Source organism: Janthinobacterium sp. PLB04, from assembly GCF_021165895.1.
In the GTDB taxonomy this organism is placed as follows: domain Bacteria; phylum Pseudomonadota; class Gammaproteobacteria; order Burkholderiales; family Burkholderiaceae_D; genus Janthinobacterium; species Janthinobacterium lividum.
Genome location: NZ_CP088968.1, coordinates 4,488,610 through 4,513,832 on the forward strand (window position 1 = coordinate 4,488,610; position 25,223 = coordinate 4,513,832).

The following is a 25,223-nucleotide window of genomic DNA, read 5'->3' on the forward strand; positions in this document are numbered from 1 at the left end:
TCAATCCGCCTCCCACGCGATGGCGGCCGGCCGCGCGCCGCCCGTCCTGAAAAACTCGGCAAAGGCCCGCTGGCATTGTTCCACGTCCACGCACCATGCCTCGGGATACTCGTCCACCTGGCCATTGGTCAGCAGATAGCTGCAGGCACCGTCTGCCTCCTCGTCGCCCAGCGAGTGAAAACTCAGGTCGTCCTGCCCCGACAGATACATCAGCCAGGCATTGCCGCCATTGCGCAACATGCACAGGGCCGGACCCTGCTCGGCGTCCGTGGCCAAGGTCAGCCACAGCTCGCACTGCGCCAGCGCGCGCGCCTCATGCAGCGCTTGCTCCAGCGCAAGAATTCCATCAACCACGCGCGGCTCGCCGTGCAGATTCAATTCCATCGTCATGCTTTTTCCCCACTTAGATCGGCCGTCGCCAGGGCCGTGCTCAGGTACAGCTTGCCGCTCAGGTCTTTCAATAGACTGCTCTGGCGCAGGCGGTCCATCACGGGCCCTTTCACTTCGGCCAGGTTCAGGCTGATGCCGCGCTTGATCAGCGCGCTGTTGAGTTCGATCAAGCCCAGCAAGGCCGTGCTGTCGATCTGGTTGACGGCCGACAGCACCAGCACCAGGTGGCGGGCCGTCGGGTGGCCGCGCAACTCGTCTTCCACGCGCTCCGTCACGGCTTCGACGTTGCCGAAGAACAGACCCGCATCGATGCGCAACAGCAAGACGTCCGGCAAGGTTTGCGCTTCATAGCGCTCCACGTTGCGGAAGTGCTCGCTATTCGGGATGCGGCCCAGCACGGCGATGTGCGGACGGCTGGCGCGCCAGATCAGGGTGCCCATCGACAACAGCACGCCGATCACCACGCCCGCTTCCACGCCCAGTACCAGCACGCCGGCCGTCGTCGCCAGCAGGGCCAGCGCATCGCTGCGGTCATAGCGCCACGACAGTTTCAAGGTGTCCCAATCCAGCAGGCTGCTGACGGCAAAGATGATGGTGGCCGCCAGAACGGGCAGCGGCAGCAGGGCCAGCCAGCCCGTGGGCGCCACCAGCGCCAGCGCCAGCAGGCCGGCCGTGATAATGCTGGCCAGGGGCGTGTTGGCGCCCGCCTGGAAATTAACGGCCGAGCGGGAAATCGAGCCCGTGACGGGGAAGCCGCCCGACAGCGCGCTGGCCACGTTGGCCGCGCCCAGCCCCAGCAGTTCGCGGTTCGTCTGCAGCTTTTCACCGCGTTTTTGCGCCAGGGTCTGGGCGGCGGACATGCTCATCAAAAAGATGATGAAGGCGATCAGGAGCGCCGGCGACAGCAGGGTGCGCCAATGGGCGCTCGAGGTGGCCAGGTTCAGGCCCGGCAAGCCGCTGGGCACGTGACCGGTCGTCTGCACGCCCATCGCTTCCAGGCCGCCATAGGCGACCAGCGCGATGCCGGCCAGCACCAGCGCCATCGGCGCCAGGCGCGCGCCCACGTCGGCCGCCACCGTGTTCAGGCCGCAACGCTGCAGCAGGCGCGACAGATAACGCTTGGCCAGCCACAGGAACAACAGGCCGGACAGTCCAAGCACGAGGCTGGGCGTATGCCAATGGGGCCAGGTGGCACCCAGCAAGGGCGTGATCTGGCCCCAGATGATCAGGATCGCGGCGCCATTGCTGAAACCGCTGATCACGGGGCGCGACAGGAAACTGGCCATGAAGCCCAGGCGCAGCACGCCGCACAGCAACAGGACTAGGCCGCTGATGAAGGCCAGCTGGGCGGCCAGGACGATATACAAGGAGGAGCCGGGGTCGGCCAGCGGCGCCAGGGCGGCGGCCGTCATCAGGGATACGATGGCCATGGGGCCCACCGATTGCGTCATGCTGCTGCCGAACAGGGCGTACAGCACGGGCGGCAAAATGCTGGCATAGATGCCCACCACGGGCGGCAAGCCGGCCACCAGCGCATAAGCCATGCCTTGCGGCACCATCATCATGGCGACAACGATACCGGCAGTGATGTCTCCGGCCAACAGAGGACGCCGGTATTGCCTGAGCCAGAGCAGCATGGATGATCCCGAAATCTGAAAACCGAAGCCTATCATGCGACGAGGCCGGCTGACAGGGGGAACGCGTTCACTCTTGCAGCAATTGCGCCTTCACGGCATCGAGGATTTCCACCGACAGGGCTTCGTCATCGACGGAACGGGCCAGCACCATGGCCCCCACCATGGCGGCAAACGTGGCTATCGCCTGCTGGCGCCGCTCTTCCGGGACGCCGTCGGGCAGCAATCCCTGCAGCAAGGCGAACTGCTGCTGCGTGGCCGCCGTAAACGCGGGACGCGCGCCGGGCGACATGCGCGCCACGTCGACGCCCATGGCCGCCGCAGGGCAACCACCGCCGGGCTGGTCGCGGTGCCGGGTGGTCAAATAATTGTCGATAATGGCCGGCAACGCCCGCTGCGGGTCGCTGGCGACCTTTGCCTGCCAGCCTGCCAGCGATTTCTCCAGGGCATGCTGGCACGCCTCGATCATCAAGTCTTCCTTGGACGCGAAATGGCCATAGAAACCGCCATGCGTCAGGCCCGCGTTCTTCATCAAATCGGCCACGCCGATGCCGTCATAGCCCTTTTCGCGGAACAACTTGGCCGCCACCTCCACGATGCGCTCGCGGTTCAGCGCCGCCTGTTCCCTGCTTACCTTCATGCTGCCCTCCCACATTTATGTCAATCATCATATAACTTTACGCCTGTTTGCGCCACTCTGTTAGCAAGCGCACCGTTTGATGCGGTTGCCGCGCCGATACTGGATCTTCGTTTCCAGGGAGGCCAGCATGAACGAGAACAAGGACCAGTCCGCCGGTAACTTGCAGCGCAGCATACAGCAGGAGCAGGATCAGGAAGACAAGCAGCGCGATGCCGCCAAGCAAGGCAAGGCAAGCAAGCCGCCTGTGCAGACGGGCCACCGCAACCAGCCGACGCCTCCCCTGCCCGCCCAGCACCTGGACAAGCCCGGCCTTGAAGCACAGATGGCATTGAAACCCCGCTTCCTGGCGCCCGACTACTGCGGCAGCGGCAAGCTGACCGGCATGGTCGCCATCATCACGGGCGGCGATTCGGGCATCGGCCGCGCCGTGGCCGTGCTGTACGCGCGCGAAGGGGCGGATGTCGCCATCATTTACCTGAACGAACACGCGGACGCCCACGAAACCAAGCGCTATGTGGAAGCGGAAGGACAGAGCTGCCTCCTGATTGCCGGCGACGTGCGCGACCAGGGATTTTGCCAGCAAGCCGTCAGCCAGGTGCTGGACAAGTTCACGCACATCGACGTGCTGGTCAACAACGCAGCCTTCCAGGAACATGCGGAATCCTTGCTGGATCTGAGCGAGGAACGCTTCGACCTCACCATGAAAACCAATGTCTACGGCTACTTTCATATGGCCAAGGCCGTCCTGCCCCACTTGCAGCGCGGCGCGTCCATCATCAACACGGGCTCCGTGACGGGTTTGCAAGGCTCGAAGCACTTGCTCGACTATTCCACCACCAAGGGTGCCATCCATGCGTTTACGATGGCGCTGGCCGGCAACTTGCTGGACAAGGGCATACGCGTGAACGCCATCGCGCCCGGGCCGGTCTGGACGCCCCTCAACCCAGCCGACAAGTCGCCAGAGGACATCCAGAAATTCGGCCAGGACACGGACATGCGCCGCCTGGCCCAGCCGGAAGAGCTGTCGCCCGCCTACGTCTTCCTGGCCTCGCCCGCCTGTTCCAGCTATATCAGCGGCATCGTCCTGCCCATCACCGGCAGCGTGGGGGACTAGGCGATGGCGCGCGCACTGTGGAAAGGCGCCATCAGCTTTGGCCTTGTGCACATCCCCGTCGAGCTGATTTCAGCCAGCCTCGACCATGAACTGGACTTGTCCATGCTGGACCGGCGCGACTTTTCACCCATCGGCTACAAGCGCTACAACAAGAAGACGGGCAAGGAAGTCGAGTGGGACGACATCATCAAGGGCTATGAATACAAGACGGATGAGTACGTGGTGCTGTCCGAGGAAGATTTAAGGCAAGCCAATGTGAAGGCCACGCAAACCATCGACATACTGACCTTTGTCGATGCACTTGAGGTGCCGCTGACCTTTTACGAGCACCCGTATTATTTGCTGCCCGCCAAGGGCGGCGAAAAAGTCTATGCGCTGTTGCGCGAAACCTTGCGCAAGGCGAACAAAGTGGGTATCGCCAGCGTGGTCATGCGTACCAAGCAGCATTTGTGCGCGCTCGTGTGCGTGGGCGACGCCATCGTGCTCAACACCCTGCGCTACGCCGATGAAATCCGCCCCACAGACGACCTGGACTTGCCCGGCAGCACCCTGAAATCGGCCGGCATTTCCGACAAGGAACTCAAGATGGCCCTGTCGCTGGTGGAAGGCATGAGCGAAGCGTGGGAACCCGGGCAATACCACGACAGCTACCGCGAAGACGTGCTGGCGCTGGTCAAGAAGAAAGTCAAGGCCAAGCAGACCAAGACCATCACGCCGCCCACGCCCGAGCCAGCAGAAGAGCACGGCAACAACGTGATCGACCTGGTCGCCCTGCTGCAGCAAAGCCTGGGCAAGAAAGCGTCCGCCGCGCCGGCCCGCAAGCGCGCGGCCTCGTCCGCCGCCCGCAAGCCGCCGTCCGCCAGGCGCAAGGCGGCCTGAACCACCCTACCCGCTTAGCGAGACTCTGCCATCATATAAATGCATTGACTTTGATCCGGCTTCTCGCTACGTTATGCACAGGCCTGCCACCCGGCAAGCCCTGTCATGCGTGCGGAAAAAATGGACGCCGAGTTCGATCAGCTTATCCTCAGCAACGCCCCTGGCGGCGTTGTCATCACGAACGAAGAGCATGTCGTCGTGCGCTGGACAGCGGGGGCGCAGCGCATTTTCGGCTATGCCAGCGACGAAGCGCTGGGCCGCACGCTGTGGGAACTGATCTCCTTGCCGGGACAGGCCGAAGCTGGCCCGCTGATCGCCGAGCAGCTGGCCCTGCACGGCAGCTACGACCGCGAATCGCTGCGGCGGCGCAAGGATGGTGAACTCATCTACGTCGACGTGGCATGCCAGACCGCCCACGCGGCGCCGGATGGCCACCGCTACCTGATTTCCACCATGAAGGACACGACCTTGCTGAAGGCGGCGCGCGACGCCCAGTTCGTTGACGTGCGCTACCGCGTGCTGTTCGAATCGACGCCGGACAGCGTCATCATGGTCAATGCCACGGGCGCCATCGTGCTGGCCAACCAGCAGGCACAGCGACTGTTCGGCTATGCGGAAGGCGAATTGAGCGGCAGGCAAATCGATAGCCTGCTGCCGCAACGCCTGCGCCATGCGCACGTGGGGCACCGCGCGCGCTATTTCGACCAGCCGCGTACGCGCACCATGGGCGCCGACCTGGAATTGCTGGGCTTGCGCAAGGACAACGTTGAATTCCCTGTGGAAATCAGCCTGTCGCCGATCCAGACGGAAATCGGCACCTTCGTCATCAGCGCCATCCGCGACGTCAGCGACCGCCGCCGGGCCGAGCAAAAGTTCCGCGGCCTGCTCGAATCGGCGCCGGACGCCATCGTCATCGTCAACGGCGATGGCGAGATCGTGCTCGTCAACTCGCAAACGGAACGGCTGTTCGGTTACTCGCGCGCGGAGTTGCTCGGGCGCAATGTGGAAGTGCTGATCCCGGCCCGCTATGCACACGATCATCCGCATCACCGCCAGTCCTTTTCCGCGGCGCCGCGCGCCCGCTCCATGGGCGCCGGCCTGGAACTGTATGGCTTGCGCCGCGATGGCACCGAATTTCCCGTCGAAATCAGCCTGTCGCCGCTGGAAACGGAGGAAGGCGTGCTGGTCTCGTCAGCCATCCGCGACATCACGGAGCGCAAGCGCATCGAGCGCACGCTGAACGAACAGAAAATCGAACTGGAACGGGCCAGCCAGGCGAAGGACCGCTTTCTCACCAGCATGTCGCATGAATTGCGCACGCCGCTGAACGCCATCCTCGGCTTCGCCCAGCTGCTGGCCAATGAAGCCCTGCCCGCGACTGTGCTGCAAAAGCGCGCCTTCGTGCACAACATCGTCACCTCGGGCCGCCACCTGCTCACCCTGATCAATGAAATCCTCGACCTGGCGAAGATCGAATCAGGCAGCCTGAGCCTGTCGATCGAGCCGGTGGCGCTGCCCGTGCTGCTCGAGGAAGTGCGCGTCATGGTGGAAGAACAGGCGCAGCAGCGCCAGATTCACCTGGTGTTTCCAGCCTGCGAGGCGCTGACGCTCAGGGCCGACCATACGCGCCTCAAGCAAGTGCTGCTGAACCTGCTGTCAAACGCCATCAAGTACAACCGCCCGGCCGGCAAGGTGGAGCTGGAAGTGTCGCAGCCCGGGGCGCAGCGCGTGCGCATCGCCATCCGCGACACGGGCAAGGGACTGGACGACGCACAGATGGCCGAGCTGTTCCAGCCGTTCAACCGCCTGGGACAGGAGGCAGGCAGCGAGGAAGGCACCGGCATCGGCCTGGTCGTCACCAAGCGCCTGGTTGAGCTGATGGGCGGCAGCATGGGCGTGCACAGCTGCGTCGGCGTGGGCAGCGTGTTCTGGATCGAACTCGACACCATGACCGCCCCGCCCGCCAACCGGCAGCCGGAATACCTGCCCGAGCCCGCCTGCGACGTCCGGGACGATGCCGGCGGCCAGGCCCTGCTGCTGTACGTGGAAGACAATCCGGCCAGCCTGCGGCTGGTGGAAGATATCGTCAGCTTCCTGCCCCATCTGCGCATGATCTCGGCCACCGACGCCCGCCAGGGTATCGCGCTGGCGCTGGAACGCCGCCCCGATGTCATCCTGATGGATATCAATTTGCCCGGCATGAATGGTAACCAGGCGCAGCGCATCCTGCGCAACGATACGCGCACGGCGCACATCCCCGTCATCGCCTTGACGGCCAACGCCATGAAGGGCGATATCCGGCATGGCCTGGCCGCGGGCTTTTTCCGCTACCTGACCAAGCCCGTCGAAATTCCTCAGCTCAACGCGGCCATCGAGGAAGCGCTGCAACTGGCGCGCGCCGTCCTGCCGATCAAGCCGGCGGAATAAAGGCCAGCTTTTTCATCGCCGCATCGATGCCCTTCGCGCTGCGCGCGTAGCCGTCCCATGGCGCGTTACCCACGTCGAGGCGGCTGTGGACATTGCCCACGTTCCACTGATCGCCCGCCTTCAGTTTGTCGAGCTCATCCCAGGCCAGCGGCACGGAAATGCCCAGCCCCGACCGCGTGCGGGCAGACCACGCGCATACGGTGGTGGCGCCCCGGCCATTGCGCAAATAATCGATGAAAATCTTGCCGACGCGGTTGGCGGGGCCGCTTTTCAGGACGAAGCGCTGCGGAATGAGCTGCGCCATGTGCGCCACGATGGCTTGCGAAAACGCTTTGACCGTATCCCAATCGTGTTTCGGGCGGATCGGCACGACCACATGCAAGCCCTTGCCGCCGCTGGTTTTCAGCCAGGCGGGCAGCCCCAGCTCCGTCAGGAAGGCACGCAGCAATACGGCCGCCTCGCGGATGGCGGGCCAGGCCACGCCCTTGCCCGGGTCCAGGTCGAACACCAGGCGGTTCGGCGTGTCGTAGGCGCTGGCCAGCGCATTTTGCGTGTGAAACTCCACCACATTCCACTGCGCCGCAGACAACAAGCCCTGTGCGCTGGCAACTTCCAGCATGGCGGCATGCTCCGGGTCGAGGCCGGGATCGAGCTGTTTGACGCCGGGCATGCTGGACGTGTCCGCATGCTTCTGGAAAAACAGCTCGCCGCCCACGCCGGCTGGCGCGCGCACCAGCGACACGGGCCGCCCGCGCAAGTGCACGAGCATCAGCTTGCCCACCAGCGCGTAGTAGCGCACCAGGTCGATCTTCGTCGCGCCACTGTCCCGGTCGATCACCCTGTCCGCATGGCTGACCTTGAAACTGGCCGGCAAGATGCCGTCCGGCGTGGATTTGCTCTGCATCGTCTTCTCCCTGTCGATTCGCTGCGCCCGCTCGCGCACGATGGCGGCTGGCTGTTTATCCTCGCGCAAGCCGTGAAACACGGCATGGCGCACGGCGCCACCGCTGGTCCATTGCGCAAAGCTCACTTCGGCCACCAGTTGCGGCTTGACCCAGATGGGCTGGCGCGCGCCGCCCGCCTTGCCCGCGAACGGACTCCTGCCGGCTGCCAGAGTGTCAAGCCGGCGCCGCAATTCGCGCAGGCTGGCATCGTCGAAGCCGCTGCCCACATTGCCCGCATAGAGCAGCCGACCCTGGTCATCATGCACGCCCAGCAACAGAGAACCGATGCCTTCGCGCGCGCCCTGCGGCGCCGTATAGCCGCCGATGACGAATTCCTGGCGCAGCCCGCATTTGAGCTTGATCCAGTCGCCCGAGCGCCGCGTGACGTAGGGCGAACCGCGCCGCTTGCCGATCACGCCTTCCAGCCCCAGCCGGCAGGCGTGGGCCAATATCTGCTGCGGCGTCGCGTCGAGCGTGGCGCTGAAGCGCACCAGGGGCGACGCTGGCAAGCTCTGCAGCAGCTGCTCCAGCAACGCCCTGCGCGCCTCGACAGGCTGGCCCCGCAGATCGTGGCCATCGAAAAACGCCACGTCGAACAGGTAATACACGATCTCGCTGGTCGTTTCCGCATCGAACGCGCGCTGCAAGGCGCCAAAATCCGGGTGGCCGCTGGCGTCGTTGACGACGATTTCACCGTCATACCAGCCTGGCGGCAAACTCAACTGTTCCAGCGCCTGCCGCAGCTTCGGCAGTTTTTCCGTCCAGTCATTGCCATTGCGCGTGATCAAATTGATCCGTTCGCCATCGCAACGCGCGAGGATGCGGTAACCGTCGAATTTCACTTCGAAAAGCCACTGCTGCGCGTCTGGCGGCGGCGCATCGACGAGGGTAGCCAGCTGCGGCGACAGGGTGGCGGGCAAATCGGCATCCGGCGCTGCGGAGCCGTCCGCGCTCTTCTTGCGCTTGGGCATGGCCTTGTTCTTGACGCTGTCGGGAAACTCGTCCACGACAGAAAATTCCAATGCCGGCCGGGCATAGTCGTCCTTTTCCTTGATCAGCAGCCAGGCAGGCTGCTTTGCGCTGCGTTTATCGCCCTTGCCTTTCATGCGCACCAGCACCCAGTTGCCATGCATCTTGTGGCCATGCAGGGTCAATTTCAGTTCGCCGGCCGCCAGCGCCTTGCGTGCATCAGGCGTGGTCGGCTGGGCTTGCCACGTCCCCTTGTCCCAGATGATGACCTTGCCCGCGCCATACTGCTTTTCGGGGATCGTGCCTTCAAAACCGGCATACGCAATCGGATGGTCTTCCACCTGCACCGCCATGCGCTTGTCGCGCGGGTCGTAGCTGGGCCCTTTCGGCACGGCCCAGCTTTTCATCGTGCCGTCCAGTTCCAGGCGAAAGTCATAGTGCAAACGACTGGCCCAGTGCTTCTGGATGACGAAGGTGAGCGCCTCGCCCGCTTCCTCGCCGCCATCCGCAGGCTCGGGCGTAGCGGCGAAATTGCGCTTGGCTTGATAGGTTTTCAAGGCGGCTTTCATGGCGAACCCATGCGGTGACGATGGCATCGAGTCTAGGCCGCTGCCGTCCCTGGCGCGGTACGCCAGCTAACAGAGTACCTGCCCCGGCAAATGTAAGTGTTTGTAATTAGCCCGAATCGCTGTCAACGCTATTGCCATACGGCGCGTTTTTGCCTCAGTGACAGGGGAAATGCATCTCCTGAACTACAACCCCACTTCTCGAGGAACTGCACCATGAAAAAAGTAATCGCTACTCTGATCGCCGGCTTGTTCGCTACCGCAGCCTTTGCTCAAACGCCAGCCGTGCCTGCCAAGGCCGAAGCCAAGCACACCAAGGAAGTGGCAAAAGTGGAAGCCAAGGAAACCAAGGCCGTCGTGAAAGCCGATGCGAAAGAAGCCGCCGTCGCCGCCGATGCGAAAGCCGATGTGGCCAGCGCCAAGGCCGACGCCAAAGCCACCAAGGCCAAAGCCCATCACAAAGCCACCAAGGCCAAGGCAAAAGCCGCCGAAGACAAGGCTGAAGCGACCGCAGCAGCGAAGTAATCGCCATCCCGCCATGGCGGGAGGCACCATGCAAAAAGACAGCTTCGGCTGTCTTTTTGCATTTTCACACTTTCTTCTTCAATTAACGTCGCTCAAATCACCTGATTGTAAGAAAGTGTAAACCAGGTCAACCATTACCTTCCGGGCCGCGTTTTCTGCTCAGTGACACGGGAATCATCCCGGCACACCAGACAAACCACCACCGAGGATTGCACCATGAAAAAAGCAATTGTTACCCTGATCGCCGGCCTGTTCGCTACCGCAGCCTTCGCCCAAACCCCTGCCGCTCCCGCAGCATCGGTTCCCGCCAAGGCGGAAGCGGCCCACACGAAAGCCGTGGCCAAGGCTGAAGCCAAGGAAACCAAGGCCGTCGTGAAAGCCGATGCCAAGGAAGCGGTCGTTGCCGCCGATGCGAAAGCCGATGTGGCCAGCGCCAAGGCCGACGCCAAAGCCACCAAGGCCAAGGCCCATCACAAGGCCAGCAAAGCCAAAGTGAAAGCGGATGCGGCCAAAGCGGCGGAAACCGTTCCCGCAGTGCCGGCAGCGCCAGCGAAGTAAGCGCGAACGACGTCACGGGAGCGCGTCCGCCGGGTCTGCGCTTGCGTGACCACGCCGATTACCAGGGACAGCTTCGGCTGTCCTTTTTGCATGGCGCGGCGCCAAATGACATGGCTTCCTGCGCGCCTTCATGCAAACTTCATCGAACCGGCCAGCTTGCGCGCGACAAAGCGGTGCACATGGAGGACACTGGCACTTCCACCATCGCCGCGAAGCCTATCCCATGCGCCACCTGCCCCTCATCCTGACTACCGCCCTGTATCTACCTTGCGCCGCCAATGCGCAAGATATCCCTGCCACCCTGGAGCAAGTCCTGCAAGCCCAGGACCGCGACAGCCATGGCGATTTGCGGGCCGTCGTCGTGCTGCGCGATGGCGCCGTCGTGGCCGAACGCTATTACAACGGCGAGACGGCCGATACCCTGCACGACATCCGCTCGGCCGGCAAGAGCATCACCGCCCTGCTGGTGGGCGCGGCCGTGGCGCGCGGCCAGCTGGCGACAACAAAAACGGTGGGCGACTACTGGCCCGATGTCGCCGGCAGCGCGGCAGGCAAGGTCATCCTCGACGACTTGCTGACCATGCGTTCGGGCCTGGCCGCCTTCGATGAAGACGAACAGTCGCCTGGCAATGAAGACAAGCTCGATGCGGCGCCCGACCCGGCCGCCTTCGTGCGTGCGATACCGGCTGCAACGGCGCCGGGCAGCACCTATCGCTACAACTCGCTGGGATCATATGTCGCGGGCAGAGTGGTGGAAAACGCCAGCGGCGCCGACCTGGAAGACTACGCCGCCAGGGTGCTGTTCGTGCCACTGGGCATCACCCGCTGGAGCTGGGGCCGCGACGTGGCACGCCACCCGAAAGGCCAGGGCAATCTGTCGCTGCGCGCGCGCGACACGGCAAGGATCGGCCAGATGGTGCTCGACGAAGGCGTATTTGACGGCAAGAGGGTAATCGATGCCGCCTGGCTGCAAGCGGCGCTGGCGCCGCGCGTGGCCATCGGCGCCGTGGACCGCTACGCCGACAGCTACGGCTATTTCTGGTACGCGAAGACGCAGGACGTCGGAGGACAGAAGATTGCCGTGCATTTCGCCTCGGGCAATGGCGGCAACAAGATCTATGTGATACCCGCCCGTCGCATGGTGGTCAGCATCGCATCGAGCGCGTATGGCAAGGGGTATGGGCAGCGCCGTTCGGAAGACATCCTGAAGGCCATCCTGAAAGCGGATGCAACGCAGATGTAAGCGTTTGTAATGACCGTCAACGCAAGCGTCCGGGGGCGCGTTTTATGCTCAGTGACACGGGAATCATCCCGACACCAACAGACATACCAGACAAACCACCACTGAGGACTGCACCATGAAAAAAGTAATTGCTACCCTGATCGCCGGCCTGTTCGCAACTGCAGCCTTCGCCCAAACCCCGGCAGCACCTGCGGCCGCTCCGGCAGCGCCCGCCAAAGTGGAAGCGGCCCACACCAAGGCCGTAGTGAAAGCGGACGCCAAGGAAGCGCAAGCCGTCGTGAAGGCGGATGCCAAGGAAGCGAAAGCCGTCGTCGCCGCAAAAACGGACGTCGCCAGCGCCAAAGCGGAAGCGGCCACCACCAAAGCCAAGGCACACCACAAAGCCAAGAAAACCAAGGCCAAGGCTGACGAAAAGCTGGCATCGGCTACCGCCGAAGCGGCTCCAGCCAAGTAATTCCGACACACTTTACTGACCACGCATACCAAGGATCCTAAAATGAAAAAAGTTATCGCCACCCTGATCGCCAGCCTGTTCGCCACCGCCGCTTTCGCCCAGACGCCAGCCGTCGCGCCAGTCGCTCCAGTGGCACCGATTCCTGTCGTCGCTCCTGTCGTCAAGGCCGAAGCGCCGGCAGCCGCCGTCAAACCAGCGGCGCACAAGAAAGCCAAGCATCACAAGGCAAAGAAAGCCGCGCCAGCCGACAAGGCAGCGCCTGCGGAACCAGCAGTACCGGCAACGCCAGCAGCGCCAGCCAAGTAATCGCGGCGGCACCATCAAAAAAGACAGGGGGTTTTCCCTGTCTTTTTTTTCGTCCGCTTTTTTGTGCGCTTATTTCGGCATCAGCACCGTGTCGATCACATTGATCACGCCATTCGACTGGTACACGTCATAGGTGCTGATATTGGCGCTGTTGCCCCCCTCGTCCATCACGACGATGTTGTGCATGCCGTTCATGGCGAACATCAGCTTGCCGCCGCTGGCCGTGGGCAAGGTGGCTTTACCGTCGTGCATCTTGATTTCCTTCGCCAGCGCCTTGAAGTCGTATTTGCCGGGCACCACGTGGTAGGTGAGGATCTTCGTCAGGGTCGCCTTGTTTTCCGGTTTCACCAGGGTCTCGACGGTGCCTGCGGGCAGCTTGCCGAAGGCCGCATTCGTCGGCGCGAACACGGTAAATGGACCCTTGCCTTTCAGTGTGTCGACCAGGCCGGCCGCCTTGACGGCAGCGACCAGGGTCGTGTGGTCGGCCGAATTGACGGCGTTATCGACGATGTCCTTGGACGGATACATGCTCTGGCCACCCACCATGGTCGTCATGTCGGCGGCAAACGGGGCGCTGGCGGCCAGCATGGACGTAATGAACAATGCTGCGGGAACGAAGGTGCGCATGATGATATCTCCTGGATGACTGCGTTTGCGTGATTGCAGGAGTACTTACGCCGCCGTTCCGCAAACGGATTCAACTCGCTGAAAACAGAAAAACGGCGCCGTGCAGTGCACGACGCCGTTCTTGGCAGGCTCCCGCGTCGCGGGCCGGATTGATCCAGCCCGCGGTGCCGGGAAACTAGTTGGCCGCGACCTGCGGCTCCGTTTCGCCCCAGCCGCCGCCCAGGGCGCGGATCAGCGCCACCGTGGTGACGGCGCGGTTGCCGCGCAGTTGCACGGCATTGCGCTCGATGGTGGCCAGGTTGCGCTGCGCGTCCAGCAGATCGAGGTAGCTGGAACGGCCCGCGTCGTACAGTTTTTGCGCCAGGTCGGCCGAGCGGCGTGCAGAAACGACGGCTTCGTCGATCTGCTGCGTCTGGCCCGACAGGATGCGCAAGCCGGCCAGGTTGTCTTCCACCTCGGCGAAGGCCACCAGCACGCTCTGGCGATACGTCGCCACCGACTCTTCCAGCTGCGCTTCGCTGCGGCTCACGGCAGCTTTATTGCGTCCGCCGTCGATGATCGGCATCGACATCAAAGCGCCCAGCAGCCAGGAGCGGCTGCTCCACTTGAAGATGTCCGAGAAGGTATCGGACGCGCCGCCGCCGGAGGCGTTCAAGGTCAAGGCCGGGAACATGGCCGATTTCGCCACGCCGATGCGCGCATTCGACGCTTCCATGGTGCGCTGCGCCGACGCGATGTCGGGACGGCGCTCCAGCAGGGACGACGGCATGCCGGCCGGGATCACGGGCAGGAAGCCGCTGTCCTGCAGCGGGTTGACGGTCGCCGTGAAACTGGCGGCAGGTTTACCCAGCAGGACGGCCAGCGCATGTTCGCTGGTGGCGCGCTGGCGCTGCAGGCCGATGGCTTCGGCGCGCGTCGTCGACAGCTCCGTGCGGGCACGGGACAGGTCGAATTCGCCGATGTCGCCCAGGTCATAGCGGCGCTGGTTCACATGCACGCTTTCCTCGCGCAGGCGCACCGTCTGTTCCAGGGTCGCCAGTTCGGCATCCGTGGCACGCAACTGGAAATAGGTCTGCGCCACGTCGGCCTGCAAGGACAGCAGCACGGAACGGTATGTCGCTTCCACGGCCAGCGCATCGCTGCGCGAGGCGCTGACGTTCGATGCGACCCTGCCGAACAGATCGACTTCGTAGCTGGCCGTCAGATTCGCCTGGTAGACATTCGTGGCAGCCACCGGCGCGCCGTTCGGCAAGCCGAGCGACACGGCGGAAGCGCGGTTGCGCTGGCCGCCCACGTTCACGCCCACTTGCGGGATGCGGTCCGCTTCGGCGATGCCGGCAATCGCCCTCGCCTGCTTGACGCGGGCGGCGGCGACGGCCAGGTTGGCATTGGCCTGCGTGGCTTCGTTGATCAGGCTTGTGAGGGCCGGATCATTGAAGGCCAGCCACCATTCGCCGCGCGCCTGGCGCTCGGCGGGCACGCCCTGCTTCCAGCGCGTGCCGTCCGCTGCCGTCTGCACGGCAGGCAAGGCTTGCGCTTCCTTGAACGCCGTCGGCGTCTCGATCTGCGGCTGCTTGAACTCCGGCGCCGCGCAGGCGGCCAGCAGCACGGCTGCGGCCATGGCGGTCAGCACGGGCTTGACGCGCCAGATGATTTCCTTGGTTTTCAATATATATCTCCTTCCAGGTTCAATGCTGGCGCGGCGGCAGGCTTGGCGGCAACATCGGCTGGTTTTTTCTCAAAACGCTGCGCCAGGGTGCGCAGCAGTACATAGAACACGGGCGTCAGGAACAGGCCAAAGAAGGTCACGCCCAGCATGCCGGCGAAGACCGCCACGCCCATCGCATGGCGCATTTCCGAACCGGCGCCGTGCGAGAACACCAGGGGCACCACGCCCATGATGAAGGCGATCGACGTCATCAGGATCGGACGCAGACGCAGACGGCACGCTTCCAGCGCCGCTTGCACGACGGTGCGGCCATGCTCTTCCAGTTCGCGGGCAAATTCCACGATCAGAATCGCATTCTTCGACGCCAGCCCCACCAGCACGAACAGCGCGATCTGGGTGAACACATTGTTGTCGCCGCCGGTCAGTTTGACGCCCAGCAAGGCACACAGGATCGACATCGGCACGATCAGGATCACGGCCAGCGGCAAGGTCCAGCTTTCATACTGGGCGGCCAGCACCAGGAATACCAGCAGCACGCACAGCGGGAAGACATAGATCATCGTATTGCCGGACAAGATGTCCTGGTAGGTCAGCTCCGTCCATTCATACGCGATCCCCTGCGGCAGCACTTCCTTGGCGATGCGTTCCAGCGCGGCTTGCGCCTGGCCGCTCGATACGCCAGGGGCTGCGCCGCCATTGAAGTCGGCTGCGGCATACGCGTTGTAGCGCTGCACGCGGTCCGGACCATAGCTGTCCTTCACGCGCATCAACGACGACAGCGGGATCATTTCGCCCTTGTCATTGCGTACCTTCAGCTGCGCGATATCCTGCGCATGCGAACGGAACGCCGCATCGGCCTGCACGCGCACCTGGTAGGTGCGGCCAAACTGGTTGAAGTCGTTCACATACAGCGAACCGAGGTTGATCTGCAAGGTCTGGTAAATCGTTTGCAGCTGCACGCCCATCTGCTTGGCTTTCACGCGGTCGACGTCGGCAAACAGCTGCGGCACGTTGATCTGGTAGCCCGAGAACACGCCCGCCAGTTCCGGCGTCTGGTACGCTTTCGCGGCCAGTGCCTGGGTGGCGTTGTACAGCGCGTCGTAACCAAGATTGCCGCGGTCTTCGATCATCATCTTGAAGCCGCCGATGGTGCCAAGGCCGTTGACCGGCGGTGGCGGGAAGACCATGATGAAAGCGTCCTGGATGCCGCCCAGGCGCTTGTTGATCTCGGCCGCGATGGCGCCGCCCGACAATTCCTTGCTGCTGCGTTCGTCGAACGGTTTCAGGGTGGCGAAGACGATACCGGCGTTCGGCGCATTGGTGAAGTCGTTGATCGACAGGCCGGGGAAGGCGATGGTCGATTCGACGCCAGGCACCGACTTGATGACGTCGGACATGCGGCGCACGACATCTTCCGTGCGGTCCAGCGAAGCGGCGTCAGGCAATTGTGCAAAGCCCACCAGGTATTGCTTGTCCTGCGCTGGCACGAAGCCGGCCGGCACGGACTTGAAGGTGAAGATGGCGGCAACGACCAGCAGCGCATACACGCCCAGCGACGCGCTCTTGCGGCCCAACACGCCTTTCACGCCCGCTTCATAGCGGTGCGAAGCGCGGCCGAAGAAGCGGTTGAACCAGGCGAAGAAGCGGCCGAAGACCATGTCCATGCCGCGCGTCAGCGCATCTTTCGGCGCATCGTGCGGTTTCAGCAGCGCGGCCGACAGGGCTGGCGCCAGGGTCAGCGAGCTGAAAGCGGAGATCACGGTCGAAATGGCGATCGTCAGCGCGAACTGGCGGTAGAACTCACCCGACAGGCCAGGCACGAAGGCGATCGGCACGAACACGGCGCACAGCACCAGGGCGATGGCGACGATAGGACCGCTCACCTCTTTCATGGCCTGGATGGTGGCGTCGCGCGGCGACAAGCCTTCCTCGATGTTGCGCTCGACGTTTTCCACCACCACGATGGCATCATCGACGACGATACCGATGGCCAGCACGAGGCCGAACAGCGACAGCGTGTTGATCGAGAAGCCAAAGCCCAGCATCACGGCAAAGGTGCCGACGATGGAGACGGGTACGGCCAGCAGCGGAATGATCGATGCGCGCCAGGTTTGCAGGAAGATGATCACCACCAGCACCACCAGGGCAATGGCTTCCAGCAGGGTATGGATCACGGCTTCGATGGACGAACGCACGAACTGCGTCGGGTCGTACTCGATACGGTATTCCACGCCTTGCGGGAAGTCTTTTTTCAGTTCGTCCATCTTGGCGCGCACGTCGGAAGACAGCTGCAGCGCGTTGGCATTCGGCGCTTCGAAAATACCCATGCCGACGGCCGGATTATTGTTCAGCAGCGAACGCAGCGAGTAGCTGTTGGCGCCCATTTCCACGCGCGCCACGTCCTTCAGGTGCGTGACGGCGCCGTCGGCATTGGTGCGCACGATGATGGCGCCGAATTCCTCGGGTGTCTGCAGACGGCCCTGGGTATTGACGGTCAGCTGGAAGTCCGAGTTCTTCGCCGGCGAAGCGCCGATGACACCTGCAGCCACCTGCACGTTCTGCTCGCGGATGGCGTCGACGACGTCATTGGCCGTCATGCCGCGCGCCGCTACCTTTTGCGGGTCGAGCCAGATGCGCATGGCGTAGTCGCCGGCGCCGAAGATCTGGATGTCGCCCATGCCGGGCAGACGTGCCAGTTGGTCCTTGACGTTCAGCACCGCGTAGTTACGCAGATACATGTCGTCATAGCGCTTGTTCGGCGAGACCAGATGCACCACCATGGTCAGGTTGGGCGACGATTTGACGGTCGTCACGCCGATCTGGCGCACTTCCTCGGGCAGGCGCGGCAAGGCGCGCTGCACGCGGTTCTGCACCTGCGTCTCGGCCTGCTCGACGTTGGTGCCGATCTTGAAGGTCACGGTCAGCATCATCGCGCCATCGGACGTGTTTTGCGAGGACATGTAGAGCATGTTCTCGACGCCGTTGATCTGCTCTTCGAGCGGCGCGGCCACGGTTTCGGCGATCACTTTCGGGTTGGCGCCCGGGTATTGCGCGCGCACCACCACGGATGGCGGCACGACGTCGGGATATTCGGAGATGGGCAGGCCGAAAATCGACAGCAGCCCGGCCACGAATATGACGATCGACAGCACCGCCGCGAAAATCGGCTTGTCGATGAAAAAGCGGGAAAAATTCATGTTTATTCCTTGGAGGTCGATGCTGCTTTCGCGGCGATCTTGGCGTCTTTTACTTCAGGTTTTGCGGGAGCGACAGGCGCGGTCGGATCGAAATCCATCGCCACCATCTGCGGCGTCACCGGGGCGCCGGGGCGCACGCGCTGCAAGCCGTTGACGACGATCTTTTCGCCCGCCTTCAAGCCTTCGCGCACCACGCGCAAGCCATCCGAGGCCGGGCCCAGCTTGACGGCGCGGTACTCGGCCTTGTTGTCGGCGCCCACCACGTACACGTATTTGCGGCTCTGGTCCGTGCCGACGGCGCGGTCGGAGATCAACAGCGCCGTGCTTTGCGCCTGCGGGCCGTTGCCGCCGTCGAGCTGGATGCGCGCGAACAGGCCCGGCACCAGCTGGCGCTCGGCGTTGGCGAAGGTGGCGCGCATGCGCACGCTGCCCGTGGCCGGGTCGAGCTGGTTGTCGACGAATTCCAGCTTGCCTTCGTGCGGGAAGCCCGTTTCATTGGCCAGGCCCACCTTGACGGTGACGGGCGTGCCCTTTTGCGCCGTGCCGGCCACGCGCAGATAGGTATCTTCATCGCCGTCGAAGCTGGCGTAGATGCGGTCCGTCGACACCACGGAGGTGAGGATGGCGGAAGCGTCGATCAGGTTGCCGACGGTGATTTCCGCCTTGCTGACGCGGCCGCTGATCGGTGCCTGCACCTGCGTGTACGACAGGTTCAACTTGGCCGCTTCATACGCGGCTTGCGCCGAGCGGGCGTTCGCGTCCAGCTCTTTCAAGCCCGACGCTTTTTCATCGAATTCGCGCTGGGCGATGGCTTTTTCGGCCAGCAGCTTTTCAGCGCGCGACAGTTCCAGCTTGGCCAGTTCCGCCTTGGCGCGGGCCGAGGCAGCCGTGCCTTCGGCACGCGAGACTTCAGCCTGGAATGGGCGCGGATCGATGACGAACAGCACGTCGCCCTTTTTCACTTCGCTGCCCGGCTTGAAATTGACGGCGGTGATGAAGCCGCCGACTCGCGAGCGGATTTCCACGCGCTCGATCGCTTCCAGGCGGCCCGAGAATTCCTGTGTTTCCGTGATCTGTTTTTCAACGACGGCGGCGGCCGAGATGGGCGGGCCGCCGGCCGCTGGCGCGTCGGGCACCTTGCTATTGGCCGAATCGCAGCCAGCCAGGCTCACGGCCACCAGTCCTGCCAGCGCGAGCGAGGCAGCCAGGGGCTTGAGCAGAGTGGAAAATTGTTGAACGTTTTTCATTTTATTTCCCTGTTTTATGAAAATTTCTAATGGTATGGGCGGCAGGAAGCAACCCAACTGAAAAAGTGAATGGTGGTGCCATGGCGCCCGACGGCGCTCGATCAAAGGTAAACAGGCCGCCAGCTGCTTAAAAGCGGACGGGGACGACGAAGCTGGCTGTGCGAACGCACAACTCAGGCATGAAGGGAACTACACTACGTAGTGTAGCAACCAAAACTCAAAAAGTAAACTGATTAGTGTAAGTTTTTTTGCGGTGCCGCGGATGGCGGCGTCATGACTCGGGCTCCTGCCCCAGTCCGGCGACGAAACTGCTAATTTCGCTCAATACCTGCACCTTGCAAGCGCACTCATTGCGGGCGGTAGCGTCCTGCAGCGGCGCGGCGGCCATGCGCCGCACGGTGGTCTTGATGCCGCAGGCGATCAGTTTGCTGCCGTATTGTTCAGCCTCATCGCGCAATGGGTCGTCTTCGCTGGACAGGATGAGCGCTGGCGGCAGGTTCTTCAGACGGCTCGACTGCAATGGCGACGCATACGGATGGGTACGGTCAGCGGCATTCGGCAGATAGCCGCGGTAGGCGGCGGCGCATTGATCGGCCACTTCCGCCAGGTCAGGACAGGTCGGCAAGTTGCGCATCGAGCAGGTCGACAGGCCGGGATCGAGCATGGGCATGATCAGCACCTGACCCGCGAGAGGCGGTCCGCCCCGGTCGCGCGACATCATGGCGCATACGGCAGCCAGGTTGGCGCCCGCTTCGATGCCCGAGACCACCATCTGCTTGCCCGTCCAGCCCAGCTTGGACTTGTTCTTTTTTGCCCACAGCAGCACGGCATGCGCGTCTTCCACGGCGGCGGGGAATGGCCGCACACGGGCCAGGGTGTAGTTCGCGGCCAGCACCACGTGGTCGGGGTTGCTCAGCACGAGGCAGCGCAGGAAGTCGTCCGCATCCTCCAGGTCGCCGTCGACAAAGCCGCCGCCATGGAAGAAAACCATCAGGTTCGGCTGCCTGGCGCCCGGCACGCCGGCCGTGTAGACGCGCGCGCCGAGCGCATCCTGCGCGCCCTGCACCTGGATATCGCGTATCTTCAGCGCCTGGCCAGGTGCCAGTTCGGCCGCGGTGTCGGCAAAGCTCATTGCGCCACCACCGGCTGCACCGCGACATCGAGCACCGTGTCGTTCAGGCACAACAGGGCGACGCCGCCCACTTCATGGGTCAGGGCGCTATAACCGCTGGCTTCGCTTTGCGCCGCCATCGAGTATGCATCCGTCGATACCATCGCGGCCAGAGCGAGCGAGCTCATAGCAAGAGCGAGCACTGCAAAGATTCCATTCCGATGACCCATGATTTTTCTCCTGTGAACTTCCTGCGGCAATCACATTTATGCTGCAGTACAACAACTATAGACTTGATCTACAATCTGATAAAGAGTGCAATGACGAATTGATTGTTCAGGATTCTGAATAATCACGCATAAAGTGATAGGAATTCAAGTGAACAAGCTGCAAGCCATGGAAGTTTTCATCCAAGTCGTCGATGCGGGCGGCTTTACGCGCGCGGCGGAAAACATGCAGCTGCCGAAAGCCACCGTGTCGACCCTGATCCAGTCGCTGGAAGCAAGCCTGTCGGTTAAGTTGCTCAACCGTACTACGCGTCATGTCAGCATCACGTCCGACGGCGCCGCCTATTACGAACGCTGCGTGCGCATCCTGTCGGACGTGCGCGAGGCCGAGGAATCGCTGTCGCGCACGCGCCTGAGTCCCAGCGGACGCCTGCGCGTGGATGCGCCCACGGCGCTGGCCAGCGAACTGATCATTCCCGCCCTGCCCGACTTCTTTGCCCGCTACCCGGACATCTCGCTGGAGCTGGGCTGCAGCGACCGTCCCGTCGACCTGATCGAGGAAGGAGTCGATTGCGCCGTGCGCGGCGGCGAATTGGGCGACCTGAACCTGATCGCGCGCCGGGTCGGCGTGCTGCACTTCATGACGTGCGCCTCGCCCGGCTACCTGGCGCAGCACGGCACGCCGCTGCATCCGGACGACCTGGCACAGCACAGGGGCGTGAATTTTTTCTCCGCCAAGACAGGCAAAACGTTTGATTGGGATTTCACGCGCGCCGGCGAACGCATCCAGATCGCCATGCCCAGCCATATCGCCCTGAACGATTCGAACGCCTACACAGCCGCCGGCCTGGCGGGCCTCGGCATCGTGCAAATGACGCACTTCATGCTTGCGCCCCTGATAGAACAGGGCAAAATGGTGGAATTGCTCGGCGAATGGGAATCCGACCCGTTGCCCATCCACGTGATCTATCCGCCCAACCGCCATCTGTCCGCCAAGGTGCGCGTGTTTGTCGAATGGGTCGCCGACATGTTTACCAACCACCCGGCCACGCAGCTCAAGGGCAAGAGCAGTCCCGCGAGCGCGCGCGCCAACCTGACCGAGGTCCAGCCATGACAACAGCAAGCACATCGCCGCAGCCGCACCGCATCGTCTTTCTCGACCGCGACAGCCTGATCGCCACCGTGCGCCCGCCCGCCTTTGCGCACGGCTGGGAAGAGTATCCGCACACCAAGGGCAGCGAACAGACGGTGTCTCGCCTGCAAGGCGCCAGCATCGCCATCACGAACAAGGTGCCGCTGCGCGCGGCCGAGCTGGCGCAGCTGCCGGACCTCCAAATGATCGCCGTGGCCGCCACTGGCACGGACATCCTCGACCTGGCCGCCTGCCGCGAACGGGGCATCGTCGTGGCGAATATCCGCGACTATGCGCGCGCCACCGTGCCCGAGCATACCCTGGCCCTGATGCTGGCCCTGCGCCGCCAGCTGGTCGCCTACCGCGCCGACGTGGAAGCGGGTCTGTGGCAAGCGTCCGACCGCTTCTGCCTGTTCGGCCACCCGATCCGCGACCTGGCCGGCAGCCGCCTGGGTTTGCTCGGCTACGGTGCGCTGGGCAAGTCCGTGGCGCAGCTGGGACGCGCCTTTGGCATGCAGGTGCAGGTACACAACCGCTCCCCTATCGATGAGGACGGCGTGACGCAAGTGACGTTCGACGAATTGCTGGCCACCTCCGATGTGCTGAGCCTGCACCTGCCGTTGACGGACAAGACGCGCAACATCATCGGCGCGGCAGAGCTGGCGCACATGCAGCCCACATCCCTCCTGATCAACACGGCGCGGGGCGGCCTCGTCGACGAGGCGGCACTGGCCGAAGCGTTGACCCGTGGCGTGATCGCCGGCGCCGGTTTCGACGTGTTATCCAAGGAGCCACCGCTGCCCGACAACCCGCTGCTCAATGTGCGCCTGCCCAACTTCATCCTCACGCCGCACACGGCCTGGGCCAGCGGGGAAGCCATGCAGAAGCTGGCCGACATCTTGATCGGCAACGTGGAAGCGTTCGAGCGCGGCGCGCCCACGAACGTGGTGGCATGAGCGTATTGCACGAACTCGATGAGCTGCTAGTCCTGGACAGCGGCGAGTATGACCGCCTCGACCTGTTTCAGGAGGCGGCTGAGCTGATCGGGCAACTGCAGCCCGCCGACGTGCCTGCACTGCTGGCCCTGTGGCAGGCGCGCCCGCTATCCTGGCAGCAGCGCTGCACGCAAGCGAGCACCAGCATCGACGCCGCCGTGCTGCGCGCCCTGCTGGCAGGTTTGCTGCAGATCAAGGAAACCACCCACGGCGTGTTCGAGCTGATGGCGCGCCTGCCGCCCGTGGCCGACGCCTCTGCGCTCAGCGAAGCGCTGCTCGATTACGCCGAGCAAGCCTGGCATGCGCAGGGGCCGGCCCGGCACCGGCAAATCCAGATCAGTTGCTGGAGCTGCGGGCTGTCGGGCCGGCTGTTGCAGCGGCTCGGTTTATCCTCATGGAAAGAAGCGGGCTTGTAGGAACTACGGCGCGGCAGGCCGCTCAAAGGAAAAGCCCGGCGCATACGCGTGATAACCGTCGAAATCGCCCTTGCCGATGGCCGCGCCGCCGCTGCGCGCGATCGCATACGCCATGCTGAAGTGAAAATAGAAATTCGGCAGGATGTACAAATTCAAATACTCATCGGCGGGCAAGGCGATATCGGCAAAGCCGGCGCGGTCGCGGCAGATGCGCCCGGGCGGCCCGTCAAAGCGTTCCGGGGGGATGGTCTTGAGGTAGCGCATGGTCTGCGCGATCTGCTCCTGCAGACTGGCGGCGGCGCTGAAATCGGCCACCTCCAGCCCCGCCAGCGGACAGCAGCCGCGCAGGGAAAAGCTCACGGCCGCGCGCACTTGCTGGGCGAACGGCAGCATGTCCGGGTGCAAACGCGCCGCCAGCATATGCGGCGCGGTGCCGGTCTTGTCGAGCATGGCGGAGAGCTGCGCCAGCGAGCGGCAAAAGATGGCGGCGGGGTGGATATGCGTCGCGTCCCTCATGCCAAGCCTTCCTGCTCGGCGACCTTCTTCAGCACGCGGATCAGCCGGCGTTCATGGCGGCCCACGGCATCCCAGTGCCAGGCGTCGGTCGGACCGAATTCCGGGTAATGCGGCTGCCATTTTTCCGCCCGCTTCTGCGAATTGGCGCCCACATGCGACGCCAGTCCCTTGCCGCTGGACAGGCGCAGGTACACGCGGATGAGGCCCCAGCCTTCGCACACGTAACGGTAGGTGAGGCCATCGCACTTGGCCGGGTCGAGCGCGATACGGCGCGGGGCAAACTGCCCGCCCATGTCCGGGTAATGCACGGCCAGGAACACCTCGCTGGCGCCTTCGGCCTCCAGCCTGGCCGCATACGCGCACAGTTCGGCAGGCGAATGAAAGTGCAGCGTTTCCTGTTCCGCCTCCGAATACGCCTGCGCCACGGCCGCGCCGGGCTTGGCGAAGATCGCCTCGGCCATGGCCGCGATACCTGCTTCTGACATTGCCACCATACTCCCCTCAAGTTGCCGCATAGCACTGCAGCGATGGCCGCCATCCTAGCATGGCGTCAGCGGCGATGGCGGCTGAAAAAGTCCCACATGACTTCATTCGCATCGATGGCGCGCGTGGTCTTGCCGATGGGCAGGCCGATATTGAAGGCATCGGCGCCAGGCCAGGTGTGGCCGCCGTCCTTGATGGTGAGCAAAGCCACCTGCTGCGCGCCATTGCCCTGCACCACATGCGTCACTTGCGTATCGTCACCTGCCACGGTGGGTAGCAGGCGCGCCGGTGGCGTGGCGCCTACGATGCCGTTGTGCCTGCGCCAGTAATCGAACGTGCCTGCTGCCGACAGGTAGCTGGCAGCCTTGCCTTCATGCAGCACGACCTTGTCGGCCGTCCCCTGTATCAACAGCATGCCGACCTTGTCCATCTTTTTATGATGCTGCAGCACCGGTTCCGGCATCGGCGCCCCCACCGAGGCGACGGCGGCGAACTGCTGCGGCAGCTCGGCCGCCAGGCGCAGGGCAAAGAAACCGCCACGCGACAAGCCCGTGGCATACACGCGCTTGTCATCGATGCGGTGAGTCTGCTTGAGCTTGGCCAGCATGGCTTGCGTAAAGCCGACATCATCCGTGCCCGCCAGGTAATCCATGCCGAATCCCACGTTCCAGTCCTGCTTGATACCTTGCGGGTACACAACGATGAACTGGTGCCGTTCGGCCGTCTTGTTCATCTGCGTGTACAGCATCTGCTCGGCCATGCTCATGCCGCCGCCATGGAAATTGAAGACGACGGGAAAGGCTTGCTGCGGCGCACTGTCGTAGGCGGCGGGCGTATAGACGATGTAGCGGCGCTTGTCTTCCTTGTGCTGCAGCGATTGCACCTGCGCCAGCACTGGCGTACACAGACAGGACAGGACGAACAGGCTGATGGTGATTTTCATGGGCTTCCCTT

At 63.5% G+C, this 25,223-nt stretch carries 24 protein-coding genes; 11 read left to right on the forward strand and 13 right to left on the reverse strand.

Going from position 1 to position 25,223, the window contains the following annotated elements:
- The 3 genes from LSO07_RS19720 to LSO07_RS19730 form a co-directional block, all read right to left on the reverse strand.
- Positions 1-390, reverse strand: a complete 390-nt coding sequence (locus LSO07_RS19720) for an Imm1 family immunity protein (protein ID WP_151096353.1) — start codon at positions 388-390, stop codon at positions 1-3.
- Positions 387-2,027, reverse strand: coding sequence for a SulP family inorganic anion transporter (locus LSO07_RS19725; protein WP_151096354.1), 1,641 nt, complete (start codon positions 2,025-2,027; stop codon positions 387-389). The genes LSO07_RS19720 and LSO07_RS19725 overlap by 4 nt, the downstream gene beginning before the upstream one ends.
- Before the next feature lie 67 nt (positions 2,028-2,094).
- On the reverse strand, positions 2,095-2,664 hold the full coding sequence (locus LSO07_RS19730) for a TetR/AcrR family transcriptional regulator (RefSeq protein WP_151096355.1): 570 nt from the start codon (positions 2,662-2,664) through the stop codon (positions 2,095-2,097).
- Between the two features lie 127 nt (positions 2,665-2,791).
- Here LSO07_RS19730 and LSO07_RS19735 point away from each other — a divergent pair, with 127 nt between their 5' ends.
- The 3 genes from LSO07_RS19735 (at position 2,792) to LSO07_RS19745 (ending at position 7,084) form a co-directional block, all read left to right on the forward strand.
- Positions 2,792-3,778 carry an SDR family oxidoreductase gene (locus LSO07_RS19735; protein ID WP_151096356.1) on the forward strand — a complete coding sequence of 329 codons (987 nt, stop codon included), beginning with the start codon at positions 2,792-2,794 and terminating at the stop codon, positions 3,776-3,778.
- 3 nt (positions 3,779-3,781) lie between these two features.
- Entirely contained in the window at positions 3,782-4,657 is an 876-nt protein-coding gene (gene ku / locus LSO07_RS19740; protein ID WP_151096357.1) for a non-homologous end joining protein Ku, read from the forward strand.
- A gap of 105 nt (positions 4,658-4,762) precedes the next feature.
- Complete coding sequence (locus tag LSO07_RS19745) at positions 4,763-7,084, forward strand: PAS domain S-box protein (RefSeq protein ID WP_191909733.1); 2,322 nt, start codon at positions 4,763-4,765, stop codon at positions 7,082-7,084.
- Here LSO07_RS19745 and ligD read toward each other — a convergent pair.
- The gene (gene ligD, locus LSO07_RS19750) at positions 7,068-9,566 is read right to left on the reverse strand and encodes a DNA ligase D (protein ID WP_151096358.1); all 2,499 of its coding nucleotides are present in this window, start codon (positions 9,564-9,566) and stop codon (positions 7,068-7,070) included. The two genes, LSO07_RS19745 and ligD, sit on opposite strands and share 17 nt — an antisense overlap.
- Positions 9,567-9,779: 213 nt before the next feature.
- Between ligD and LSO07_RS19755 the strand changes: the two genes are divergently transcribed.
- The 5 genes from LSO07_RS19755 to LSO07_RS19775 all read left to right on the forward strand — a co-directional run bounded on the left by LSO07_RS19755 (position 9,780) and on the right by LSO07_RS19775 (position 12,649).
- Complete coding sequence (locus LSO07_RS19755; RefSeq protein WP_151096359.1) at positions 9,780-10,088, forward strand: hypothetical protein; 309 nt, start codon at positions 9,780-9,782, stop codon at positions 10,086-10,088.
- Positions 10,089-10,304: 216 nt separating this feature from the next.
- A complete protein-coding gene (locus tag LSO07_RS19760) occupies positions 10,305-10,646 on the forward strand; it encodes a hypothetical protein (RefSeq protein WP_151096360.1) in 342 nt (113 codons plus the stop codon).
- Between the two features lie 223 nt (positions 10,647-10,869).
- Positions 10,870-11,889: a serine hydrolase domain-containing protein gene (locus LSO07_RS19765; protein WP_151096361.1), complete on the forward strand. Its 1,020-nt coding sequence runs from the start codon at positions 10,870-10,872 to the stop codon at positions 11,887-11,889.
- A gap of 115 nt (positions 11,890-12,004) precedes the next feature.
- Complete coding sequence (locus tag LSO07_RS19770; RefSeq protein WP_070258028.1) at positions 12,005-12,343, forward strand: hypothetical protein; 339 nt, start codon at positions 12,005-12,007, stop codon at positions 12,341-12,343.
- A gap of 42 nt (positions 12,344-12,385) precedes the next feature.
- Entirely contained in the window at positions 12,386-12,649 is a 264-nt protein-coding gene (locus LSO07_RS19775) for a hypothetical protein (protein ID WP_046684064.1), read from the forward strand.
- Between the two features lie 69 nt (positions 12,650-12,718).
- Here the strand turns inward: LSO07_RS19775 and LSO07_RS19780 are convergent, their stop codons facing one another.
- The 6 genes from LSO07_RS19780 to LSO07_RS19805 all read right to left on the reverse strand — a co-directional run bounded on the left by LSO07_RS19780 (position 12,719) and on the right by LSO07_RS19805 (position 20,688).
- Positions 12,719-13,276, reverse strand: a complete 558-nt coding sequence (locus tag LSO07_RS19780) for a fasciclin domain-containing protein (protein WP_034783122.1) — start codon at positions 13,274-13,276, stop codon at positions 12,719-12,721.
- Between the two features lie 175 nt (positions 13,277-13,451).
- Complete coding sequence (locus LSO07_RS19785) at positions 13,452-14,897, reverse strand: efflux transporter outer membrane subunit (RefSeq protein WP_151097810.1); 1,446 nt, start codon at positions 14,895-14,897, stop codon at positions 13,452-13,454.
- A gap of 44 nt (positions 14,898-14,941) precedes the next feature.
- Positions 14,942-18,142, reverse strand: coding sequence for an efflux RND transporter permease subunit (locus LSO07_RS19790; RefSeq protein WP_151096362.1), 3,201 nt, complete (start codon positions 18,140-18,142; stop codon positions 14,942-14,944).
- 2 nt (positions 18,143-18,144) lie between these two features.
- On the reverse strand, positions 18,145-19,389 hold the full coding sequence (locus tag LSO07_RS19795) for an efflux RND transporter periplasmic adaptor subunit (protein ID WP_151096363.1): 1,245 nt from the start codon (positions 19,387-19,389) through the stop codon (positions 18,145-18,147).
- A gap of 271 nt (positions 19,390-19,660) precedes the next feature.
- Complete coding sequence (locus tag LSO07_RS19800) at positions 19,661-20,521, reverse strand: alpha/beta hydrolase (RefSeq protein WP_092605787.1); 861 nt, start codon at positions 20,519-20,521, stop codon at positions 19,661-19,663.
- The gene (locus LSO07_RS19805; protein WP_161789575.1) at positions 20,518-20,688 is read right to left on the reverse strand and encodes a hypothetical protein; all 171 of its coding nucleotides are present in this window, start codon (positions 20,686-20,688) and stop codon (positions 20,518-20,520) included. Before LSO07_RS19805 ends, LSO07_RS19800 begins: the two co-directional genes overlap by 4 nt.
- A gap of 190 nt (positions 20,689-20,878) precedes the next feature.
- Here LSO07_RS19805 and LSO07_RS19810 point away from each other — a divergent pair, with 190 nt between their 5' ends.
- The 3 genes from LSO07_RS19810 to LSO07_RS19820 are packed head-to-tail and all read left to right on the forward strand — an operon-like array spanning position 20,879 to position 23,270.
- On the forward strand, positions 20,879-21,841 hold the full coding sequence (locus tag LSO07_RS19810) for a LysR family transcriptional regulator (RefSeq protein WP_034783117.1): 963 nt from the start codon (positions 20,879-20,881) through the stop codon (positions 21,839-21,841).
- Complete coding sequence (locus LSO07_RS19815) at positions 21,838-22,815, forward strand: D-2-hydroxyacid dehydrogenase (protein WP_070280307.1); 978 nt, start codon at positions 21,838-21,840, stop codon at positions 22,813-22,815. Before LSO07_RS19810 ends, LSO07_RS19815 begins: the two co-directional genes overlap by 4 nt.
- A complete protein-coding gene (locus LSO07_RS19820; RefSeq protein ID WP_139144551.1) occupies positions 22,812-23,270 on the forward strand; it encodes a hypothetical protein in 459 nt (152 codons plus the stop codon). Before LSO07_RS19815 ends, LSO07_RS19820 begins: the two co-directional genes overlap by 4 nt.
- A gap of 3 nt (positions 23,271-23,273) precedes the next feature.
- On the opposite strand, the gene LSO07_RS19825 is transcribed toward LSO07_RS19820, so the two are convergent.
- From LSO07_RS19825 to LSO07_RS19835, 3 genes are all read right to left on the reverse strand, one after another.
- Positions 23,274-23,786: a DUF1993 family protein gene (locus tag LSO07_RS19825; RefSeq protein WP_225317359.1), complete on the reverse strand. Its 513-nt coding sequence runs from the start codon at positions 23,784-23,786 to the stop codon at positions 23,274-23,276.
- On the reverse strand, positions 23,783-24,271 hold the full coding sequence (locus LSO07_RS19830) for a hypothetical protein (RefSeq protein WP_139144550.1): 489 nt from the start codon (positions 24,269-24,271) through the stop codon (positions 23,783-23,785). The genes LSO07_RS19825 and LSO07_RS19830 overlap by 4 nt, the downstream gene beginning before the upstream one ends.
- A gap of 65 nt (positions 24,272-24,336) precedes the next feature.
- Positions 24,337-25,212, reverse strand: coding sequence for an alpha/beta hydrolase family esterase (locus LSO07_RS19835; protein WP_151096364.1), 876 nt, complete (start codon positions 25,210-25,212; stop codon positions 24,337-24,339).
- Positions 25,213-25,223 lie beyond the last annotated feature (11 nt).

What these genes read in the sequence shown, in the direction of transcription:
- LSO07_RS19800 (WP_092605787.1), bottom strand. Translation starts at nt 20,521, where the DNA reads ATGAGCTTTGCCGACACCGCGGCCGAACTGGCACCTGGCCAGGCGCTG.
- LSO07_RS19735 (WP_151096356.1), top strand. Translation starts at nt 2,792, where the DNA reads ATGAACGAGAACAAGGACCAGTCCGCCGGTAACTTGCAGCGCAGCATA.
- LSO07_RS19730 (WP_151096355.1), bottom strand. Translation starts at nt 2,664, where the DNA reads ATGAAGGTAAGCAGGGAACAGGCGGCGCTGAACCGCGAGCGCATCGTG.
- ku (WP_151096357.1), top strand. Translation starts at nt 3,782, where the DNA reads ATGGCGCGCGCACTGTGGAAAGGCGCCATCAGCTTTGGCCTTGTGCAC.
- LSO07_RS19760 (WP_151096360.1), top strand. Translation starts at nt 10,305, where the DNA reads ATGAAAAAAGCAATTGTTACCCTGATCGCCGGCCTGTTCGCTACCGCA.
- LSO07_RS19725 (WP_151096354.1), bottom strand. Translation starts at nt 2,027, where the DNA reads ATGCTGCTCTGGCTCAGGCAATACCGGCGTCCTCTGTTGGCCGGAGAC.
- LSO07_RS19780 (WP_034783122.1), bottom strand. Translation starts at nt 13,276, where the DNA reads ATGCGCACCTTCGTTCCCGCAGCATTGTTCATTACGTCCATGCTGGCC.
- LSO07_RS19785 (WP_151097810.1), bottom strand. Translation starts at nt 14,897, where the DNA reads ATGGCCGCAGCCGTGCTGCTGGCCGCCTGCGCGGCGCCGGAGTTCAAG.
- ligD (WP_151096358.1), bottom strand. Translation starts at nt 9,566, where the DNA reads ATGAAAGCCGCCTTGAAAACCTATCAAGCCAAGCGCAATTTCGCCGCT.
- LSO07_RS19770 (WP_070258028.1), top strand. Translation starts at nt 12,005, where the DNA reads ATGAAAAAAGTAATTGCTACCCTGATCGCCGGCCTGTTCGCAACTGCA.
- LSO07_RS19775 (WP_046684064.1), top strand. Translation starts at nt 12,386, where the DNA reads ATGAAAAAAGTTATCGCCACCCTGATCGCCAGCCTGTTCGCCACCGCC.
- LSO07_RS19720 (WP_151096353.1), bottom strand. Translation starts at nt 390, where the DNA reads ATGACGATGGAATTGAATCTGCACGGCGAGCCGCGCGTGGTTGATGGA.
- LSO07_RS19815 (WP_070280307.1), top strand. Translation starts at nt 21,838, where the DNA reads ATGACAACAGCAAGCACATCGCCGCAGCCGCACCGCATCGTCTTTCTC.
- LSO07_RS19835 (WP_151096364.1), bottom strand. Translation starts at nt 25,212, where the DNA reads ATGAAAATCACCATCAGCCTGTTCGTCCTGTCCTGTCTGTGTACGCCA.
- LSO07_RS19805 (WP_161789575.1), bottom strand. Translation starts at nt 20,688, where the DNA reads ATGAGCTCGCTCGCTCTGGCCGCGATGGTATCGACGGATGCATACTCG.
- LSO07_RS19790 (WP_151096362.1), bottom strand. Translation starts at nt 18,142, where the DNA reads ATGAATTTTTCCCGCTTTTTCATCGACAAGCCGATTTTCGCGGCGGTG.
- LSO07_RS19820 (WP_139144551.1), top strand. Translation starts at nt 22,812, where the DNA reads ATGAGCGTATTGCACGAACTCGATGAGCTGCTAGTCCTGGACAGCGGC.
- LSO07_RS19755 (WP_151096359.1), top strand. Translation starts at nt 9,780, where the DNA reads ATGAAAAAAGTAATCGCTACTCTGATCGCCGGCTTGTTCGCTACCGCA.
- LSO07_RS19830 (WP_139144550.1), bottom strand. Translation starts at nt 24,271, where the DNA reads ATGTCAGAAGCAGGTATCGCGGCCATGGCCGAGGCGATCTTCGCCAAG.
- LSO07_RS19825 (WP_225317359.1), bottom strand. Translation starts at nt 23,786, where the DNA reads ATGAGGGACGCGACGCATATCCACCCCGCCGCCATCTTTTGCCGCTCG.
- LSO07_RS19745 (WP_191909733.1), top strand. Translation starts at nt 4,763, where the DNA reads ATGCGTGCGGAAAAAATGGACGCCGAGTTCGATCAGCTTATCCTCAGC.
- LSO07_RS19795 (WP_151096363.1), bottom strand. Translation starts at nt 19,389, where the DNA reads ATGAAAAACGTTCAACAATTTTCCACTCTGCTCAAGCCCCTGGCTGCC.
- LSO07_RS19765 (WP_151096361.1), top strand. Translation starts at nt 10,870, where the DNA reads ATGCGCCACCTGCCCCTCATCCTGACTACCGCCCTGTATCTACCTTGC.